We start from the raw sequence: 17369 nt of genomic DNA, 5'->3' as shown, positions 1-17369 counted from the left end.
GTGATGAACGTCGTCGTTCGACGTGCAGGGGGGAGGCGGCGGTCAGCCCTTGACGGAGCCGAGCATCACGCCGGATACGAAGTACCGCTGGATGAAGGGGTAGAGGCAGACGATCGGCAGCACCGTGAGCAGCATGGTCACCGACTGGATGTTGGCGGCGACCTGCGTGGTCTCCGCGGCCGTCCCGGCGAGGTCGGTCGTGCCGGTCGCGCTCGCGATCAGGTTGCGCAGGTAGACGGTCACGGGGAACAGGTTCTTGTCGTCGAGGTACAGGAACGCGCCGAACCAGGAGTTCCACATGCCGACGGCGTAGAACAGCGTCATCGTCGCGAGCACCGCCTTCGACAGCGGGAGGACGATGCGGAAGAACACGCCGTACGTGGACATGCCGTCGATCGCCGCCGCCTCTTCCAGCTCGGCCGGGAAGTTCTCGAAGAACGACTTCATCACCAGCAGGTTGAACACGCTCAGCGCGCCGGGCACGACCACGGCCCAGATGCTGTTGCGCCAGCCGAGCCAGCTCGCCACGAGGATGTAGTTCGGGATCAGCCCGCCACTGAAGAACATGGTGAACACGGCCACGCCGATGAAGAAGGTGCGGCCCTTGAGGTTCTGCCGGCTGATCGCGTAGGCGTACGTGGTGGTGAGGAACATCGAGATCGCGGTCGCCACCACCGTGTAGATGATCGTGTTGCCGTAGTTGGTCCAGAACAGACCGTCGCCGAGCACGGCCTTGAACGTCTCGATGTTGAACCCGCGCGGGATCAGGTTGACCTCGCCAGCCGCGATGTACCCCTCCGACGAGAAGGCCTTGGCGACGAGGTTGATGAACGGATAGAGGGTGACCGCGCAGATGAGCAGCAGCGCGACCACGTTCGCCACCTGGAAGATGCGGTATCCGACCGACTCCTTGATCACGCCGTTCTCGGCGCGCACATGGGACAGATCCGGCTCGGAGGACAGGACGTCGGCTTCGGACGTGGCTGCGGTCACCATAGCGAGGTACCCACCAATCGACGGGAGATGTAGTTGGCGCCGAGCACGAGCGTGAGGCCGATGAGGGCTTCGAACAGACCGATCGCGGTGGCGTAGGAGAACTGGGCGGACTGGATGCCGACGCGGTACAGGTAGGTCGAGATCACGTCGGCGGTGGGGTAGATGAGCGGATTCTGCAGCAGCAGGACCTTCTCGAATCCGACGGCCATGAACGAGCCGATGTTCAGGATGAGCAGGACCACCATGGTGGGCCGGATGCCCGGCAGCGTGATGTGCCAGGTCTGCTGCCAGCGGTTCGCGCCGTCGATGCGTGCCGCTTCGTAGAGCTGGTCGTCGATCGTGGTCAGTGCGGCGAGGTAGAGGATCGTCCCCCAGCCGACCGTCTGCCACGCCTCGGATGAGACGTAGATGCTGCGGAACCACTGCGGCTGCTGCATGAACGGGATCGGATCGGCGCCGAACGCCTCGACGATCTGGTTGATCGTGCCGGTGAGCGAGGTCAGCTGCAGCACGAGACCGGCGACGATGACCACCGACATGAAATGCGGCAGGTACGAGATGGTCTGCACGACGCGTTTGAATCGCCGCGACCGCAGCTCGTTGAGCATGAGGGCGAGGATGATCGGCAGCGGGAAGCAGATGACCAGGGTGAACGTGCCGAGGATGACGGTGTTCCAGAACACCTGCCAGAACTGCGCGTTGTGTATGAACGCCTCGAAGTAGTAGAAGCCGACCCATTCATCACCGAAGATCGATCCGCCCGGCCGGAACCGGCGGAAGGCGATCACATTGCCCAGCATGGGGATGTACCGGAAGATCAGCAGGAACAGCAGCGGGAGGATCAGGAACGTGTAGAGGCGCCAGTCGCGTGTGAGTGCGCGCCGCCAGGTCTGTTTCCCGGTACGCGGCGCCCGGCGGCGGCCGCGCGGAGCCGGTACGGTGACGAGCGCTCTGGTATCGCTCATCCGGGGATCCGGACCGGCAGGCAGCGCGGTGCGCGGCGGGGAGGAATCGAGCATGATCTCACTTCGTTGTGCGGGTTACGTATCTCGAAACTTTCGGAATCTGTTCCGATATGTTGCTGGCGGCAACACTATGCATTCCGCGGACACTTCGTCAATGCCTCGGCGCGGATTCATGGTTCGCGGGTGACAACACCCCTGCATCCCGACTACGCTGATCGATAGTTTCGAGGGGGAATCATGGCCAAGGGGCGTTCCACGATCGCGGAGATCGCGGCGGAGGTAGGGGTGTCGGCACCGACGGTGTCGAAGGTGCTGAACGGGCGGGCCGACGTCGCGGAGGCGACGCGGCTGCGCATCGAGGCCGCGCTCTCGGCGCATGAGTACCGCAAGCCCGTCGCGGTGCGACCAGACGGCACGCGCAGCGCCGGACCGCGGCTGCTCGAGGTGGTGTTCCACGAGTCCGACAACCTGTGGGCGCTGGAGATCATCTCCGGAGTGGAGCGCATCGCGGGGCCGGCGCGCATCGGCGTCGTGCTGTCCGAGCTGGGTGGCTCGCACCGACCCAACCAGGAGTGGATCGACGATGTGATGGCGCGGCGTCCGCTCGGCGTCCTGCTGGTGCTCTCCGACCTCGACCCGACGCAGCGGCATCAGCTCAGCTCGCGTTCGATCCCGTTCGTCGTGCTCGACACGCAGGGCAAGCCGCCCACCGACGTGCCGACCGTCGGCTCGAACAACTGGAACGGCGGCCTCATCGCCACCCAGCATCTGCTCGCCCTCGGGCACACCAGGATCGCGGTGGTGATGGGTCCCGCCGACGTGCTGTGCTCGCGCGCCCGCGTGGACGGGTTCCGCAGCGCGCACGATTCGGCCGGTGTCCCCTGGGACCCCGCGCTGGTGCGCTGGGGCGCGTTCAACGCGGCATCCGGCTACCAGCACGCTCTCGATCTGCTCTCCCGCCCCGATCGTCCCACCGCGATCTTCGCCGGCTCCGACTACATCGCCTTCGGCATCGCCAGGGCGGCCCGGGAATGCGGGCTGCGGGTCCCCGACGACCTGTCCCTCGTCGGCTACGACAACCTGCCGATCACGGAATGGCTGAACCCGCCGCTCACAACGGTGAATCAGCCGCTGCGGGAGATGGGCGGCCTCGCGGCGCAGATGCTGATCGCCTCGGCGGACGGCCAGCCGCCGACCTCGATGCGGATGGACCTGATGACCGAGCTCGTCGTCCGCGAATCCACCGCCGCCCCCGCGGCCATCTGACAGGAGCGTCACAATGCTCACGACCGATCTGCTTCCCGCCTGCGCGCCCGAGCTCGCCGGCCTGCCCTCCGCCGCACTGATCCGACTGATCGACGAACTCGAGCAGGGCGGACTCGACCCGCACGCCCTTGTCGTCGTCCGCGACGGTCAGGTGCTGTTCCGCACGTCCTGGGCGCCGTGGTCGGCCGCGCAGCCTGCCCTGGTGTACTCGGTGTCGAAGACCTTCACCGCGTTCGCGATCGGATTGCTCGAGGCCGACGGCGCTCTCGACCTCGACCTCCCCGTGGAGCACTACCTGGGCGGGGAGAATCCGAGCGGGATCACCGTGCGGCACCTGCTCACCATGAACACGGGGCACAGCCGGGAGCAGACGCTGAGCCTGCCGTTCTCTGTGCCCGGCCTGCTCACGACGCCTCCGGCGGCGCCGCCGGGCAGCTCGTTCGCGTACAACTCGCCGGCAAGCTACGCGCTGTCCGCGATCGTCCAGGCCGTCAGCGGGCAGTCGCTGACCGCCCTGCTCCGCGAGCGGGTGCTCGACCCGCTGGGCATCGGGCAGCGCTGGTGGATTCCTCTGGACGGGATCGACCAGGGATTCTCCGGTCTGCACCTCGACATCGACGACCTGACCAGGACCGGGATCATGCTCGCCGCCGGCGGACGGTTCGAGGGTCGTCAGGTCATCCCCGAGGCCTTCGTCGAGGCGATGGCGCAGCCCTGGTCCGACAATCGTGACGAGGACGGCGATGCGGACGGGGACTGGGCCCGCGGTTACGGCTTCCAGGTCTGGCGCAGCCGGCACGGGTTCCGTCTGGACGGCGCCTACGGCCAGTTCGTGCTCGTCATGCCCGAGACCGGCATCGTGATCGCCTATCAGGGCGCCACGACGATCGCGCACGAGACGCTGAACGCCTTCTGGCGGCTGGTCGAGGCGTTCCAGGACGGAGAGGTCGCGCGCTCCGACGCGGATTCCGCCCGCCTCGCCGAGCGTACGGCGCTGGACTCATGGTCTTCCCGGCACACACTGCAGCCGACCGACCCGATGCCCGACGCGGACTCCTGGCGGCTGGTCGACGTCGCCGACGGCGGCTGGCTGCTCACGACGCCGCTCGGCGACGTCACCGTGCCGCAGCAGGAGTGGTCGCACGCCGTGCTCGGCGCCGGCGAGCAGTCGCTGGCCGTGGCGGCCCGCGGCGAGCGCGAAGGCGACGAAGTGCTGGTGCACCTGGTCGTCCCGACCTCGCCGCATCGCGTGATCGTCCGCCGCGAGTCCGGCGCCCTGTCCGTGGTCTGGCACACGACACCGCTGTGGCATCCGTCACTCGGCACGCTCGTCGTGCCCGAGCCCTTCACGCGTCCCTGATCGCCCACGGGTAGGCTCTTCGGGTGCGTCTCGTCATCGCCCGCTGTGCCGTCGACTACTCCGGCCGCCTCAACGCCCATCTGCCCCCGGCCACCCGTGTGCTGATGCACAAGGGCGACGGCAGCCTGCTCGTGCACTCCGACGGCGGCAGCTACAAGCCGCTGAACTGGATGAGCCCGCCGTGCTCGCTCACCACGGAGAATCCCGGTGAGGAAGAGGCATCAGCGGGCGTCGTGGAGGTCTGGCGCGTCACCCACAAGAAGACCGGTGATGCGCTGCGCGTGCAGATCTACGAGATCCTGCACGACTCGAACCACGACCTCGGCATCGACCCCGGCCTGCAGAAGGACGGCGTCGAGGCCGACCTGCAGCGCCTGCTGGCCGAGCAGGTCGACCTGATCAGCGAGGGCGCGACGCTGGTGCGCCGCGAGTTCCCGACGGCGATCGGCCCGGTGGATCTCATGGTGCGGGATGCCGGGGGAGCGGCCATCGCGGTCGAGGTGAAGCGCCGCGGTGACATCGACGGCGTCGAGCAGCTCACCAGGTACCTCGAGCTGCTGGGGCGCGACCCGCACCTCGCGCCCGTCACCGGCGTTTTCGCCGCGCAGGAGATCAAGCCCCAGGCCCGGGTGCTCGCCGAGGACCGCGGCATCCGCTGCCTCGTCCTCGACTACGAGGACATGAAGGGCATCGAGTCGGGCGCTCCGCGCCTGTTCTAACCGACGTCCGGTGCGATCGTCTTCGCGTCCTGCGCGGGGATCGTCACCTGACGGATGATGATCAGCACCGAGGCCGTGATCGGGATTGCGACCAGCGCGCCGAGCAGCCCCATCAGGGCAGCTCCCGTCATCGCGCCGATGATCACGAGGATGCCGGGCACCGCGACGGCCTTGCCCATCACGCGCGGGGTGACGTAGTAGGCCTCGATCTGGATGTACACCAGGTAGCCGACCAGGAAGATGACCGCTTGCCACGGCCCGACGAACAGTGCGGCGACCGTGCCGACCACGAGGTAGATCATCGAGCCGATCATCGGCACCAGCGTGATGAAGAACGCGCCGATGGCGAGCAGCAGCGCGATGTTCGAGCCGATCGCGAGCTGCAGCACCAGCACGACGGCGGCGTTGATCGCCGAGAGGGTGACGCCGCCGGCCACGAAGCCGCCCACGGATGCCGTGATCTGGTCGGTCAGGTCGGAGAAGGTCTTGCGCCGGTACTGCGGCACCAGCGTGGCCAGCGCCCGCTTCATGGTCTCGAGCGAGGCGATGAAGTAGAGCGTCAGCACGACCACCAGGACCGTGCTGGAGATGCCGGCGACGATGCCTCCTGCGGCCTTGAGCACACCGCCCGAGATCGCCAGGAACGACGAGATGCTCGTGATCGATGCCACGCCCTGCGCGATCACCGCGTCGAGGTCGACCCCCAGCGCGGATTCGATGTTCTGGAACCAGTCCGTGGTCTGCGCATGGGCGTACCACTCCGGCGCGCTCTCGATGATGTGCACGAACTGCTTCACCATGTTCGGGACGAGCACCAGCACGATCACCACGGCGAGCGCGAGCACCACGACGGCGACGGTCGTGATCGCCCACGGCCGCTTCATGCCTGTGCGCTGCAGCTGCCGCACGGCCGGATCGAGGCCCAGCGCGATGAACAGCGCGAGGAACAGCGACATCAGCACCGAGGACAGCGAGACGAAGACCAGGGCGAGGGCGATCGCCAGCAGAACGCCGATCGACACCAGGAAGCCGGAGCGCAGCGGCGCGGCGGGCAGGATGCGCCGCGGACGCGACGATCTCGACGCTCGCTGCGCGGGCGTCTCGTCGCCGATGTCCGCCCCGACGGCGGTCTGCTCCTGGTCGCCCTGTGCACTGCTCACTCCCGCACAGTATCCCGGCCTGCGCGGCCGCGTCACGGGACTCGCCCGGCGGGGATGACCTGCTTGCGCACGGAGACCTCCGAGTGTCAGGATTCCGCCACCCGGAGGCGGACCGCGCCTCCTGTCACCCGCAGGAGGGGCCATGAACACTCTCGCCGCCATGCGCGAATCCGTGTTCTTCGAAGGACCGGATGCCCGGCATCGCGACTCCCGGTTCTGGATGCTGCTCGTGCTGGCGAGCATCATCGCCAGCGCCGGCGTCGTCGGGGACTCGACGGCCACGGTGATCGGCGCGATGATCGTCGCGCCGCTGATGACCCCCATCCTCGGCATCGTCCTGGCGACGGTGCTGGGCAGCCGGCGCAATCTCGTCCGCTGCTGGATCCTGGTCATCACCGGCGCGCTGTGCGCGATCGCGATCGGCTACCTGGTCGGCCTGTTCGTGCAGTCGCCGATCATCGCGCAGACGAACTCCCAGGTCGCCGGACGCATCTCGCCGCATCTCATCGACCTGCTCGCCGCGCTGGCCACCGGAGTCGTCGGTGCGGTCGCCCTGGTCCGCAAGGACATCTCGGACACGCTGCCGGGCGTCGCGATCGCCATCTCGCTGGTGCCGCCGCTCTGCGTGGTCGGGCTCACGATGGAATCCGGGGCCTGGAACGAGGCCGGGGGAGCGCTGCTGCTGTTCGCGACGAACGTCGCCGCGATCCTCGGCTCCGGCATCGTCGTCCTCGCTCCCCTGCGCGCGAAGTGGGAGGGGATCGCCGCGGAGGATGCCGCGACACCAGCACGCCCGTACCGCGCACTGATCTCGATCATCGTGTCTCTGGCGATCATCGCGATCCCCCTCGCCAGCACCTCGGTGCGGTTCACGACGGACGCGGTGCTCGAGTCGCGGGTGCGCGCGGCCGCCGAGCCGTGGGCGGACCAGGCCGGATGGCAGATCGACGCCCTCACCGTCAGCGGCGGGCGTGCCGAGCTGACGCTGACCGGCGCGCCGCCGCTGCCCGGCACTGACGAACTCACGCAGACCCTGCTGGAGGCCGGCGTGGATACCGCCGACGTCGCCGTGGAGTTCATTCCCGCGTATCGCGTGAATCTCGGCGACGAGCCCTCCGACTGAGCGCCCATAGTCTGGAGGCATGCCCGACGCTTCGACAAGCTCAGCGACCCACCCGACAAGCTCAGCGACCCACCGACCCTTCACCTGCATCCTCTGGGACGTCGACGGCGTGATCGCCGACGCGTCCGCCGGCATCCTTCCGCGTCTGCGCGAGGTCTTCACCTCGTACGACATGCAGCCGCCGGCCGCCGAGGAGCTCTCGCGCTGGATCGGACCGCCCATGTACGAGTCCTTCCAGCGCTCGGGCATGAGCGTCGAGCAGTCGCTCGAGGCCGTCGCGCGCTACCGCGAGCTCGCCGCACGCGACGGGTATGCGGCATCTGTCGCGATCTATCCCGGGGTCGCGGACGTGCTGCGCGCCGTGCGGGATGCCGGCATCCCGCAGTCCACGGCCAGCTCGAAGCCCGAGAACCAGGTGCTCGCGATCCTGGACCACTACGAGCTGACCGGTCTGCTCACGACCGTCGCCGGCTCGCTGCCCGATCCCCGGACCGGCGGGAACGAGGACAAGGCGACCGTGATCGGGCGCGCGCTGACGCTGCTCGAGGCCGCGGGGGCGGACGTGTCGCGCCCCGTGCTGATTGGTGACCGGGTGCACGACATCGAAGGAGCCGGACAGCACGGCATCCCGGTGATCTTCGCGGAATGGGGCTTCGGCGAGCCGGGGGAGTCGGAGGGTTCGATCCTGCAGGTCGGGAGCACGACCGAGCTGAGACAGGCTCTGATCGGCTGACGGACAGCAGGGTACTGTACCGTGATCTAGGGCGTGTCGCCGTTTTGTCGTGCGATCCGGAGCGCTGTCAGAGACGAAGGAGCAGCAGTGGCTGAAGTGCCATCCACTCGGAAGGTGCAGATCACCGTCCCCGTCGCCGACACCAGCGTGATCGAATGGCTCGATCTGCAGTACTCCGCCTCCGACTCGTTCCGCCGCCTGGTGCGCGAGGCGATCGCCCGCGAGGGCTTCGTCGACGTGGCGAACCGCCCCGTCAGGCCGCCGTCGGAGCCGGTCTACGTCGCGGAGATCTTCCCCGCCGACGAGCCGGCACCCACTGCCGTCGCCGCGCCCGCGGCTGCGGCATCCGCACCGGATGTCGACGAGCCGGAGGCTCCGGAGCCGGATGCCCCGGCGCCGAAGGCCCCCGCGCAGAAGGCCCCCGCCCCCAAGGCGGACGCCGCGTCGGCGACCATCGACGATCTCCTCGGCCTGTAACCACTTCCCCCATCTCACCCCGACACTCGGAACGAAAGGTCTCCCCCATGAGTTCGGACATCATCAACCTCACCGGCGGCATCGACGTCGGCAACGGCTACGTCAAGGGCATGATCCTCAACACGGACACCGGTCTGCGGGATCGCATCGACCTGCCGAGCGCGATCGTGGCCACCCCGCGGCAGTCGCCGAAGGTGCCTCTCGAGGATGCCGAGGCCGCGCAGACCATGAACGACGCCGAGGAGGACTTCTACAACCGCCTCGACGCATCGTTCTCGTCGCCGCTGGTCTCGGACAGCGACCGCCGCATCTTCGGCCGCTCCGCGCTCAGCGTGCGCGGCTCGGTGTTCAGCGAGTTCGAGGTGCACGACGGACACGCCAGCAAGGCCGACCAGCAGCTGAGCAAGATCCTCGTGCTGGGCGTGTACGCGGCGAAGGCGCTGCGCGACTACGTGCGCGAGCACGACGCGCTGCCCGACCACGAGCTGCGTGTGAAGGTGCGCACCGGTCTCGCCCTGCCGATCAGCGAGTTCGTCGCCCGCCGCTACGGCTACGCCGGCGAGTTCATCGGCTCGAAGGGCTCGGCCGTGCACCTCGTCACGATCAAGAACTTCAACACCCCGGTCAGCATCCGCCTCGAGTTCGTCGACGTGCAGGTGGTCGCCGAGGGCGCCTCGGCGCAGTACGCGATCTCGGACAAGGGCGAGCCCCTGGCAGACGCGCTGCTCACCGACCTGCGCTCGCGCGAGGCGGACATGCTCCCCGGTGTCACCGGTGCCGACCTGGTCGCCGCGCAGAACACCATCGGCATCGACGTGGGCGAGGGCACCGTGAACTTCCCGGTGTTCACGAACGGGCGCTTCAACGCCGAGGCCGCGTCGACCCTCGACATGGGCTACGGCACGATCCTGGAGAACGCGCTCGACCGTCAGGACGAGGCCGACCTGCGCTTCACCAGCCGCAAGCAGCTCGCCGACTTCCTGCAGTCGACGCCCTCGGTGCTGCAGCGCAACCGCCACCAGCGCGCACAGACCCTGGTCGAGCCCGACGTGAAGCACCTCGTAGAGCAGATCCGCCGCTCGTTCAGCGAGACGCTCAGCCAGTCGGGTGAGTCCACCGAGGTCGTGTACGTCTACGGCGGCGGCTCCGGCCCCATCAAGGACGAGCTCTACCCCGAGCTGATCCGCGCTGCCGGCGACGTGCCGGTGCTGTACCTCGACGCCCGGTACTCGCGCCACCTCAACCGTGAGGGCCTGTTCCTCGCGGCGCGTGCCGCTGAGGAGGCCGCCGACGCCGCAGCCGCCGCGGTCGAGCAGGTCGCCGAGAACAGCCGTCGCTCCAGCCGGAAGTCCGAGAAGGCATCCGCCTGATCCGCACCCGAATACGCAAGAACCCCGCCGCGCTGCGAACAGCTGCCGGCGGGGTTCTTCGCTTCCGCCTCAGATGGCGCGGATGTTCTCCGCCTGCAGGCCCTTGGGACCCTGCGCGATGTCGAACTCGACGCGCTGGTTCTCCTCAAGAGTGCGGTAGCCGGAAGACTCGATTGCGGAGTAGTGCGCGAACACGTCGGCGCCACCCTCATCAGGGGAGATGAAGCCGAAGCCCTTCTCCGAGTTGAACCATTTGACTGTGCCCTGGGTGCTCATGTACTGCCGTTCTGCTTGTTACGAAGCCGACGCGGGCTGCACCGACTGAAGCTAACGCTAGCCGAGGCAGGGTATCAGTGGACATCCCCTTGTCGAAGGTGACGAAAATGTTGCATCCGGGGTCTTGACGGCCGCGGGGCCCGCGTGCTGCCGCAGAAAGTGATGGCCCTCATCGCGGGGGGAGCGATGAGGGCCGAAGACGACCGGAGGGTGCGTCAGATACAGCGTACAGCCTTTGTCCCCCTTTTGGGGGACTTTTGTCCCCCAAAAGGGGGACAAAATCGGAAGATCGGTGGCATCATTGAGTAACGACCTTCTCGGCTGGTCCAGTGGGGACTGGGGCGCAGAGCAGATCGTAGGGGATTCCCGCTCTTGTTTCTGGGGAACAAGCCCATCTTCTGGGGAGATGGGAAGACGTCTTCTGGGGAAGGCGACGAAGCACAGAGGAATCCGGGAGGCGGAAGAAGCCGGGGGAGGGACCCGACACGACCGCAGACACAACGAAGGCCGGGAGAGATCTCCCGGCCTTCGATGTCTCCGGCCGCGGCGGCGGCGAGCGGTACTGTGGCCTCGTGGACCCGCTGATCACCACCTTCGTCGTGCTGGGCGCGGCGATCGTCGTCTTCATCTCGAACCGCCTGCCGGCGCCGCTCGTGGCCCTGCTGGTCGCCCTCGCACTGTACGCGACCGGGGTGGTGACCTTCGAGCAGACGATCGCCGGGTTCGGCGACCCGATCGTGGTGTACCTGGCCGGGCTGTTCGTGGTGAGCGAATCGCTCGAGGCCACCGGGGTGACGGCGTGGGCGGGGCAGCAGCTGACGAAGCGGGTCGGCGACCGGAAGTCGGCGGTGCTCATCGCCCTGATGCTGCTGTCGGCGCTGCTGACGGCGCTGATCAGCGTGAACGGCGCGGTGGCCGCACTGGTGCCGGTCGCCGTCGCCCTCGCCGCGCGGATCAAGCAGCCGCCGTCGCAGATGCTGATGACGGTCGCGTTCGCCGCGCACGCCGGGTCGCTGCTGACCATGCTGGGCACGCCGATCAACGTGCTGGTCTCCGAGCTGTCGGTGAACGCCGGCGACCGGGCTTTCGGCTTCTTCGAGTTCGCCGTCGTCGGCGTGCCGCTGCTGGTCGGCGTGATCATCATCTGCGCGCTGCTCGGCCCCAGGCTGCTGCCGCACCGGACCCCCGCGAACGCGCCGTCGGATCTCAGCGACTACGCGGCGACGATCGCCACGCAGTACGGGCTGGACCCGAAGGTGGCCGTCGCGGGCGCGGAGTACGGGCTCGCCGAGATCGTGATCCCGCCGCGGTCGCCGTTCATCGGCGACCACGTCTTCCCCGGCATGCGGATGGAGTCGGCGAACCTCATGATCGAGGCGGTGCAGCGCGGCGGATCGCACGTCGAGGCGACCGATCTGCGGGCGGGTGACGTGCTGGTGGTGCGCGGCGCGTGGGACGAACTCGGCCGCGGCGCGACGCAGCGCGGCGTCGTCAGCGTGGAGGACCCCGACCGGCTGCGCCGCAGCACGGTCGCGTGGAACCCGCGGGCGACCGTTGCGGTGTCGATCCTGGCCGCGATGTGCGTGCTGCTGGCCACCGGCCTGGTGCCGCCCGCGATCGCCGTGATGGGCGCCGGCGCGCTGCTGATCGGCCTGCGGGTGATCACGGTCGGGCAGGCGCAGCGCTCGATCTCGCTCACCACGCTGGTGGTCGTGGCCGGGATGATCCCGCTGTCCACCGCGATCCAGACCAGCGGCGCCGCGGATCTGATCTCGGACACGCTGCTGTCATGGTTCGGACAGGGCTCACCGACGGTGCTGCTCGCCGGCATCGTGGTGGTGGTGATGGTGCTCGGTCAGTTCATCAGCAACCTCGCCACGGTGCTGATCGTCGCGCCGATCGCGATCGCCGTCGCGGAGTCGGCGCAGGTGTCCCCGCTGCCGATGATGATGGCGATCACGGTCGCGGGTGCGGCATCCTTCCTCACCCCCGTCGCGACGCCGGGCAACCTGATGGTGCAGGAACCCGGCGGCTACCGGTTCGGCGACTACTGGCGGCTCGGCCTGCCGTGCCTGCTGCTGTTCGCCGTCGTCGCGATCTTCGTGGTGCCCCTGATCTGGCCGTTCTGAGCCGGCCCCGCAGGGCCGGCTCAGAACGCGCTCAGCGCAGGGACGTGTGCCGCTCGACCGACCGCCCGCCCCACCAGGCCAGCAGCACCATCGTGGCGATGGTCGTGAAGACGAAGCCGAGACCCAGCACATCCGGCTGGCTGGCGGGATCGGCGATGGCGGCCATCACGCCGTCGAGCATGCCCTGGGGCACCAGCTCGCCGGCATCCGGTCCGGTCAGGCGGATGCCGAGCGGGATGAACAGGATGCCGATGAACGTGACCACCTGCATGACGAGGTACAGCGCCACCGCGCCGATGACCGGCGCGCCGAAGCCGAGGTGGTTGAAGCGGCCCTCGGCGCCGATGGTCATCAGAGCCGAGCCGGCGACGACGAGGTAGGCGACCTGCAGGACGGTGGTGGACACTCCGAGCCACACCATCCACGGCTGGATGTCGGCGAGGCCGTCGCCGATGAACGTCCACGGATCCTTGTGCAGCGACAGGGCGAAGGCGAAGGCGGCGCCCAGCAGGCCGACCGCCGTGACGATCATCGCGACCACCGAGATGAGCAGCCCGTAGACCAGCTTCGCGGTGAACAGCGTGCGGCCGCGCACCGGGATGACCATCGTGAAGTACCCCTCACGCCCGTACATCGTGCGCCAGTAGCTCTCCGCCAGCAGGCAGAGGATGACGGGCACCAGCACGATGAAGCCGGCGATCCCGAGGAACAGGCCGAGTGAGCCGAGCACGGGGACGTTCAGGGCGGCGAAGACCAGCGAGACGGCGGCCACGAGCACGACCGTGCCGGTGGCGGCGACCAGGCTCTTCTTCGTGGCCCGGAACTCCTGGGCGAACAGCGTGCCGATCATGATGCGTACACCTTTCGGAAGAGGGCGTCGAGGCTGACGCCGTGCTCGGCGCGCAGCTCGTCGGCGCCGCCCTGCAGCAGCACGGCACCCCCGCGCAGGAAGAGGACCGAGTCGACGATCTGCTCGACGTCCTGGATCAGATGGGTGGAGATGAGCATGAGGGCGTCCTCATCGAAGTTCGACAGGATGCCGCGCAGGATCACGTCGCGGGAGGCCGGGTCGACACCGGAGATCGGTTCGTCGAGCAGGTAGACCTTCGCGCGGCGCGACATCGCCAGCGAGATCTGCAGCTTCTCGCGCATGCCCTTCGACATCTCCTTGAGCGTGCGATCCCACGGCAGGCCGAAGAAGTCGACCATCTGCCGGGCCTTAGCCTCGTCGAAGTCGGCGAAGAACCGGGCGAACTGCGCGATCGAGTCGGCCGGCTTGTGCGTGTCCGGCAGGAACGAGGCATCCGGCAGGAACGACACCAGCGCCTTGGATTCCGGTCCGGGAATATGTCCGGCCACGCGTACCTCGCCCTGCCACTCGGCGAGCACGCCGGCGAGGATCTTCAGCAGGGTGGTCTTGCCAGAGCCGTTGTCTCCCATCAGGCCGACGATCTGGCCGGGCGCGAGGGAGAGCGAGAGGTCCTGCAGTGCGGGGCGTCCGCGATAGGCCTTGGTCAGGCCCGTGATCTCGATCGCGTTCATCGGGCGTCCTTTCCGTTGATGTCGTGGGTGTCTGCCTCGCTCTGCGTCCAGCGCAGGGCGAGCAGATCGGATGCCTCGGCGAGGGTCATCCCGATGCCGCGTGCCGCGGCGACGAAGCCGTCGGCGGTGGAGGCGGCGAGCGCGGCGCGTCCGTCCGCGACCGCATGCTCGTCACGGGTGACGAAGCGGCCGGCGGTGCGCTCTGTGGTGGTCAGCCCGAGGCGGTCCACCTCGCCGAGCGCCTTCTGCACGGTGTTGGGATTGACACCGAGCTCGAGGGCGAGTTCCCGCACCGACGGCACCTTGGCCCCGGGCATCCATTCGCCCGCGGCGATGCGCCGGCGGAACTCGTCGACCAGCTGTGCCCATATCGGACGGGACTCGTCGATCTGCATGTGTCTTACTGTATTACAACACTAATACAGATGCAAACAGCTGGACATGAAAAGACCTGCCGCCGCCGGATGCCCGGTCGGCGGCAGGTCGCAGGTCGTCAGGCGAGAGCCTTGGCCTTCAGCTGCTCGTACTCCTCGGTGGTGATGGTGCCCGCGGCGAGCAGCTTCGCCGCATCCGCGATCTCATCCGCGGCGCTCTTGCCTGCCGCCTGACGGATGTACGCGTCGGTGGCCTGCTGCGCCTGTCGTGCCTGCGCAGCGCTGCGCTCGGCCATGCCCTTGCCGCGGGCGATCAGGTAGACCAGCGCGGTGAGCCACGGCACGAAGATCAGGAAGATGATCCACACCGCCTTCCACCAGCCGTTGAGTTCACGGTCGCGGAACAGGTCGCTGAAGATGGTGAACAGCACCATCAGCAGCGCGATGAAGATGAACATCTCGAAGAAGATCCAGAGCCAGTCCCAGAAGTTCATGTCGATCCCTTTCGTCGGTGGAACCCGTTGTCTCGAACGTTAGTGGTTCCGGGCTGCGATGTGGGGTAGTTCAGCTCGGGTGCACCACTCGGAAGATCTCGCAGACGACGGGCATGTCGGGCTCGTAGCCGCGCGGGTTCTCGGAGTTCTCGCGCCAGTACTGCTCATGGATGTCGCGCCAGGCCTGCAGGGTGCGGTCGCCCTCGCCCTCGGCGCGCGCGTGGTCTGCGCCCACCTGATCGAACGGGACGATCCGGACGGACGTGGTCTGGATGACCGCCCGCGGAGTGCCGGCGCCGTCCAGGATGATGCTGCACTCGCCCTCCTGCGGGAGCGGATCGCCGGTCGCCTCGTAGTCCCAGAGGGATGAGGCGGTGCCGGTCTTCACGCCGGCGAGCACGAGTTCGAGCAGGCTGTCGGCGTGCTCGGGGGTGGCGCCGAAACCCCACGCCTCGGGTGCGGCATCCGGCAGTTCGGGGTGAGCGGCGCGCACAGCGCGCCAGTACGCGTCGATCTCGGGGTTCTCAGGCACAGGACGACTCTACGGATGCCTGGCATGCCGCATTGCATCGCCGACGAGACGGATGAGGCCGGCCAGTGCCGCGCCGACGAACGCTCCGACGGTGTTCCAGAGGACGTCGTCGATGTCGGGCACTCGTCCGGGGATGCGGTTCTGGATCGTCTCCACGCCGAACGAGATCGCGAACGCGATCAGCGGTGCGAGGATCCACCAGCGCCTGCTCAGAAGCAGCGCGAGTGCGGCGCCGAGAGGTACGAAAAGCAGGGCATTGAGCGTGCTCTCCACCTGCAGGAAGGTCATCGGCTCGATGACCGGCCCTGCCCAGACGTGTGCGAGCTGCATGAAGACTCCTCGTGCCGGCGCCACGATCCATCGCGGCGAGAAGGTGAGTGCGAGGACCGCGACGACCGCCGCGAGCGCGACGAGGATGCGCGGTCCGAGGGATGTGCTCATGCATCCACTCCAGCCGATCGGATGTTGCGTGGGCGTATGCGTTTCGAGCTCCGGTGGCACCGGTGTCCGACAGCACTAGGCTCAGACCGAACGACGGAGCCTCGGCCGCACAGCACCGCGAGACGGTCGCGCCCGTCGCGCAGGCCGACTGAGGGACCGGGTATGTCCGAACACGCGAGCGAAGTCACGCCGGAGAGTATCCTCACCGGTCTGGAGGCGCAGTGGCAGCGCGCTGGACGGTTCGTCGACACCATCGACCCTGTCGCCGCGTTGAAGACCTACGACCGGCTCATCGACCTGCTCAGGCCTCGGCTCGCCTCGCTCCGCGTCGCCGCCGGCCTGCCGCAGGATCCCCCAGCCTGGGCGAGCTGGCGTGCGAGAGAGGATCACCGCTACCGCAACCTTCCGGCGCCCTCCGATCGCGTCTTCACCTACTGGGACAAGCCGGTCCACACCGCGCCGCCCCTCGTGCAGGCCTGCATCGCACAGCTGCGCACCGTCTATCCCGCACTGCGGGTTCTCGATGGCGCATCGGTCAGGGAGCTCATCACCGTTCCGCAACGCGTCGAGCAGCTGCTGGAGAAGGAGCGCCCCGCGCACTTCTCCGACTACATCCGGACCAGGCTGCTGGAGGTGCACGGAGGGATCTGGGTCGATGCCACCGCCTGGGTCGGACGCAGCCTCGACGAGGAGCTGGAGGGGAAGTACCTGCGGAGCGGCACGGTCTTCCCGCGCTGGACGAGGCGGGCCATCGCGAACTGGTTCATCGCCTCGCATCCCGGTTCGCCGCTGATCGCGATGCAGCGCATGGCGCTGGAGACCTGGTGGGACGAGAACGACGACCTGCCGGAGTACTTCCTCTATCACCGCGTGTTCGAGGTGCTCCAGGCCCTGGTACCCGAGCTGCGCGGACAGTGGAGCGCCACACCGTTCCTGTCCGCCGCCGACGCGCACCTGCTGCAGCTGGAGATGATGCAGCCGTGGCGGCCGCAGACGCTGGAGACGATCGTGAGCATCGCCCCGCTGCAGAAGCTGAGCTACAAGTACGACACTGTTCCGGAGGGATCCGTCCTGGAGCACCTCACGCGGGACTATCTGGGGTGAGCCTCGGACGTCGTGGGGCCTTGATCGTCAGGGTGCCGTCGCTCGTACGCTGAAACGGCGAGAGCCCCGAGTCATTGACCCGGGGCTCTCGCCGTTCTGTGGTGTGTTTAGCTTTCTCGTGCAGCCCCAAAGGTTCTAGGCCTCGGCCGCGCGATCGCGGTGGACATTCCCCAGCGCTCCACTTGTATTTCCCCGACTACCAACTCGAGTTTCCCAACTGCCGATGACGAGGAATCTGAGGCCAATACGGCTCATCGCATTTGAGCGTGTAGGACTGGTCTGAAGCCGCCGGCCTCGAGTAGCGATCG

Annotated in this window: 19 protein-coding genes; 9 read left to right on the top strand and 10 right to left on the bottom strand. The window is 68.0% G+C overall.

The window, feature by feature from the left end:
* Positions 1-42: 42 nt before the first annotated feature.
* Entirely contained in the window at positions 43-996 is a 954-nt protein-coding gene (locus GON06_RS03600; RefSeq protein ID WP_157310941.1) for a carbohydrate ABC transporter permease, read from the bottom strand.
* Complete coding sequence (locus tag GON06_RS03595; RefSeq protein ID WP_198346589.1) at positions 990-1961, bottom strand: ABC transporter permease; 972 nt, start codon at positions 1959-1961, stop codon at positions 990-992. Before GON06_RS03595 ends, GON06_RS03600 begins: the two co-directional genes overlap by 7 nt.
* 237 nt (positions 1962-2198) lie before the next feature.
* On the opposite strand from GON06_RS03595, the gene GON06_RS03590 reads away from it, so the two are divergent.
* The 3 genes from GON06_RS03590 to nucS are packed head-to-tail and all read left to right on the top strand — an operon-like array spanning position 2199 to position 5306.
* Positions 2199-3227, top strand: coding sequence for a LacI family DNA-binding transcriptional regulator (locus GON06_RS03590; protein WP_157310939.1), 1029 nt, complete (start codon positions 2199-2201; stop codon positions 3225-3227).
* 13 nt (positions 3228-3240) lie between these two features.
* A complete protein-coding gene (locus GON06_RS03585; protein ID WP_157310938.1) occupies positions 3241-4587 on the top strand; it encodes a serine hydrolase domain-containing protein in 1347 nt (448 codons plus the stop codon).
* 23 nt (positions 4588-4610) lie between these two features.
* Positions 4611-5306, top strand: coding sequence for an endonuclease NucS (nucS, locus tag GON06_RS03580; protein ID WP_332837136.1), 696 nt, complete (start codon positions 4611-4613; stop codon positions 5304-5306).
* Here nucS and GON06_RS03575 read toward each other — a convergent pair.
* The gene (locus GON06_RS03575) at positions 5303-6466 is read right to left on the bottom strand and encodes an AI-2E family transporter (RefSeq protein WP_157310937.1); all 1164 of its coding nucleotides are present in this window, start codon (positions 6464-6466) and stop codon (positions 5303-5305) included. The genes nucS and GON06_RS03575 overlap by 4 nt on opposite strands.
* A gap of 142 nt (positions 6467-6608) precedes the next feature.
* On the opposite strand from GON06_RS03575, the gene GON06_RS03570 reads away from it, so the two are divergent.
* From GON06_RS03570 to GON06_RS03555, 4 genes are all read left to right on the top strand, one after another.
* Positions 6609-7589, top strand: a complete 981-nt coding sequence (locus GON06_RS03570) for a DUF389 domain-containing protein (RefSeq protein ID WP_157310936.1) — start codon at positions 6609-6611, stop codon at positions 7587-7589.
* A gap of 19 nt (positions 7590-7608) precedes the next feature.
* On the top strand, positions 7609-8322 hold the full coding sequence (locus tag GON06_RS03565; protein WP_157310935.1) for an HAD hydrolase-like protein: 714 nt from the start codon (positions 7609-7611) through the stop codon (positions 8320-8322).
* Between the two features lie 87 nt (positions 8323-8409).
* A complete protein-coding gene (locus GON06_RS03560) occupies positions 8410-8799 on the top strand; it encodes a hypothetical protein (protein WP_157310934.1) in 390 nt (129 codons plus the stop codon).
* A 47-nt stretch (positions 8800-8846) separates the two neighbouring features.
* A complete protein-coding gene (locus tag GON06_RS03555) occupies positions 8847-10169 on the top strand; it encodes a hypothetical protein (RefSeq protein ID WP_157310933.1) in 1323 nt (440 codons plus the stop codon).
* Positions 10170-10238: 69 nt separating this feature from the next.
* Here GON06_RS03555 and GON06_RS03550 read toward each other — a convergent pair whose 3' ends face one another.
* Positions 10239-10445, bottom strand: a complete 207-nt coding sequence (locus tag GON06_RS03550) for a cold-shock protein (RefSeq protein WP_157310932.1) — start codon at positions 10443-10445, stop codon at positions 10239-10241.
* A 572-nt stretch (positions 10446-11017) separates the two neighbouring features.
* On the opposite strand from GON06_RS03550, the gene GON06_RS03545 reads away from it, so the two are divergent.
* Complete coding sequence (locus GON06_RS03545) at positions 11018-12574, top strand: SLC13 family permease (RefSeq protein ID WP_332837135.1); 1557 nt, start codon at positions 11018-11020, stop codon at positions 12572-12574.
* Between the two features lie 31 nt (positions 12575-12605).
* Here the strand turns inward: GON06_RS03545 and GON06_RS03540 are convergent, their stop codons facing one another.
* The 6 genes from GON06_RS03540 to GON06_RS03515 all read right to left on the bottom strand — a co-directional run bounded on the left by GON06_RS03540 (position 12606) and on the right by GON06_RS03515 (position 15957).
* A complete protein-coding gene (locus GON06_RS03540) occupies positions 12606-13424 on the bottom strand; it encodes a hypothetical protein (protein ID WP_157310931.1) in 819 nt (272 codons plus the stop codon).
* On the bottom strand, positions 13421-14116 hold the full coding sequence (locus GON06_RS03535) for an ABC transporter ATP-binding protein (protein WP_157310930.1): 696 nt from the start codon (positions 14114-14116) through the stop codon (positions 13421-13423). Before GON06_RS03535 ends, GON06_RS03540 begins: the two co-directional genes overlap by 4 nt.
* Complete coding sequence (locus tag GON06_RS03530; RefSeq protein WP_157310929.1) at positions 14113-14511, bottom strand: GntR family transcriptional regulator; 399 nt, start codon at positions 14509-14511, stop codon at positions 14113-14115. Before GON06_RS03530 ends, GON06_RS03535 begins: the two co-directional genes overlap by 4 nt.
* Before the next feature lie 98 nt (positions 14512-14609).
* Positions 14610-14984, bottom strand: coding sequence for an SHOCT domain-containing protein (locus GON06_RS03525; protein ID WP_157310928.1), 375 nt, complete (start codon positions 14982-14984; stop codon positions 14610-14612).
* Between the two features lie 70 nt (positions 14985-15054).
* On the bottom strand, positions 15055-15516 hold the full coding sequence (locus GON06_RS03520; protein WP_332837134.1) for an ASCH domain-containing protein: 462 nt from the start codon (positions 15514-15516) through the stop codon (positions 15055-15057).
* A gap of 9 nt (positions 15517-15525) precedes the next feature.
* Complete coding sequence (locus GON06_RS03515; protein ID WP_157310927.1) at positions 15526-15957, bottom strand: VanZ family protein; 432 nt, start codon at positions 15955-15957, stop codon at positions 15526-15528.
* 162 nt (positions 15958-16119) lie between these two features.
* On the opposite strand from GON06_RS03515, the gene GON06_RS03510 reads away from it, so the two are divergent.
* Complete coding sequence (locus GON06_RS03510) at positions 16120-17061, top strand: capsular polysaccharide synthesis protein (protein WP_157310926.1); 942 nt, start codon at positions 16120-16122, stop codon at positions 17059-17061.
* Positions 17062-17369 lie beyond the last annotated feature (308 nt).

The sequence above is a fragment of the Microbacterium sp. MAH-37 genome (assembly GCF_009758255.1).
Lineage (GTDB): Bacteria > Actinomycetota > Actinomycetes > Actinomycetales > Microbacteriaceae > Microbacterium.
The sequence above is the reverse complement of the archived record's forward strand: the minus strand, read 5'-3'. Positions and strand labels throughout refer to the sequence as shown.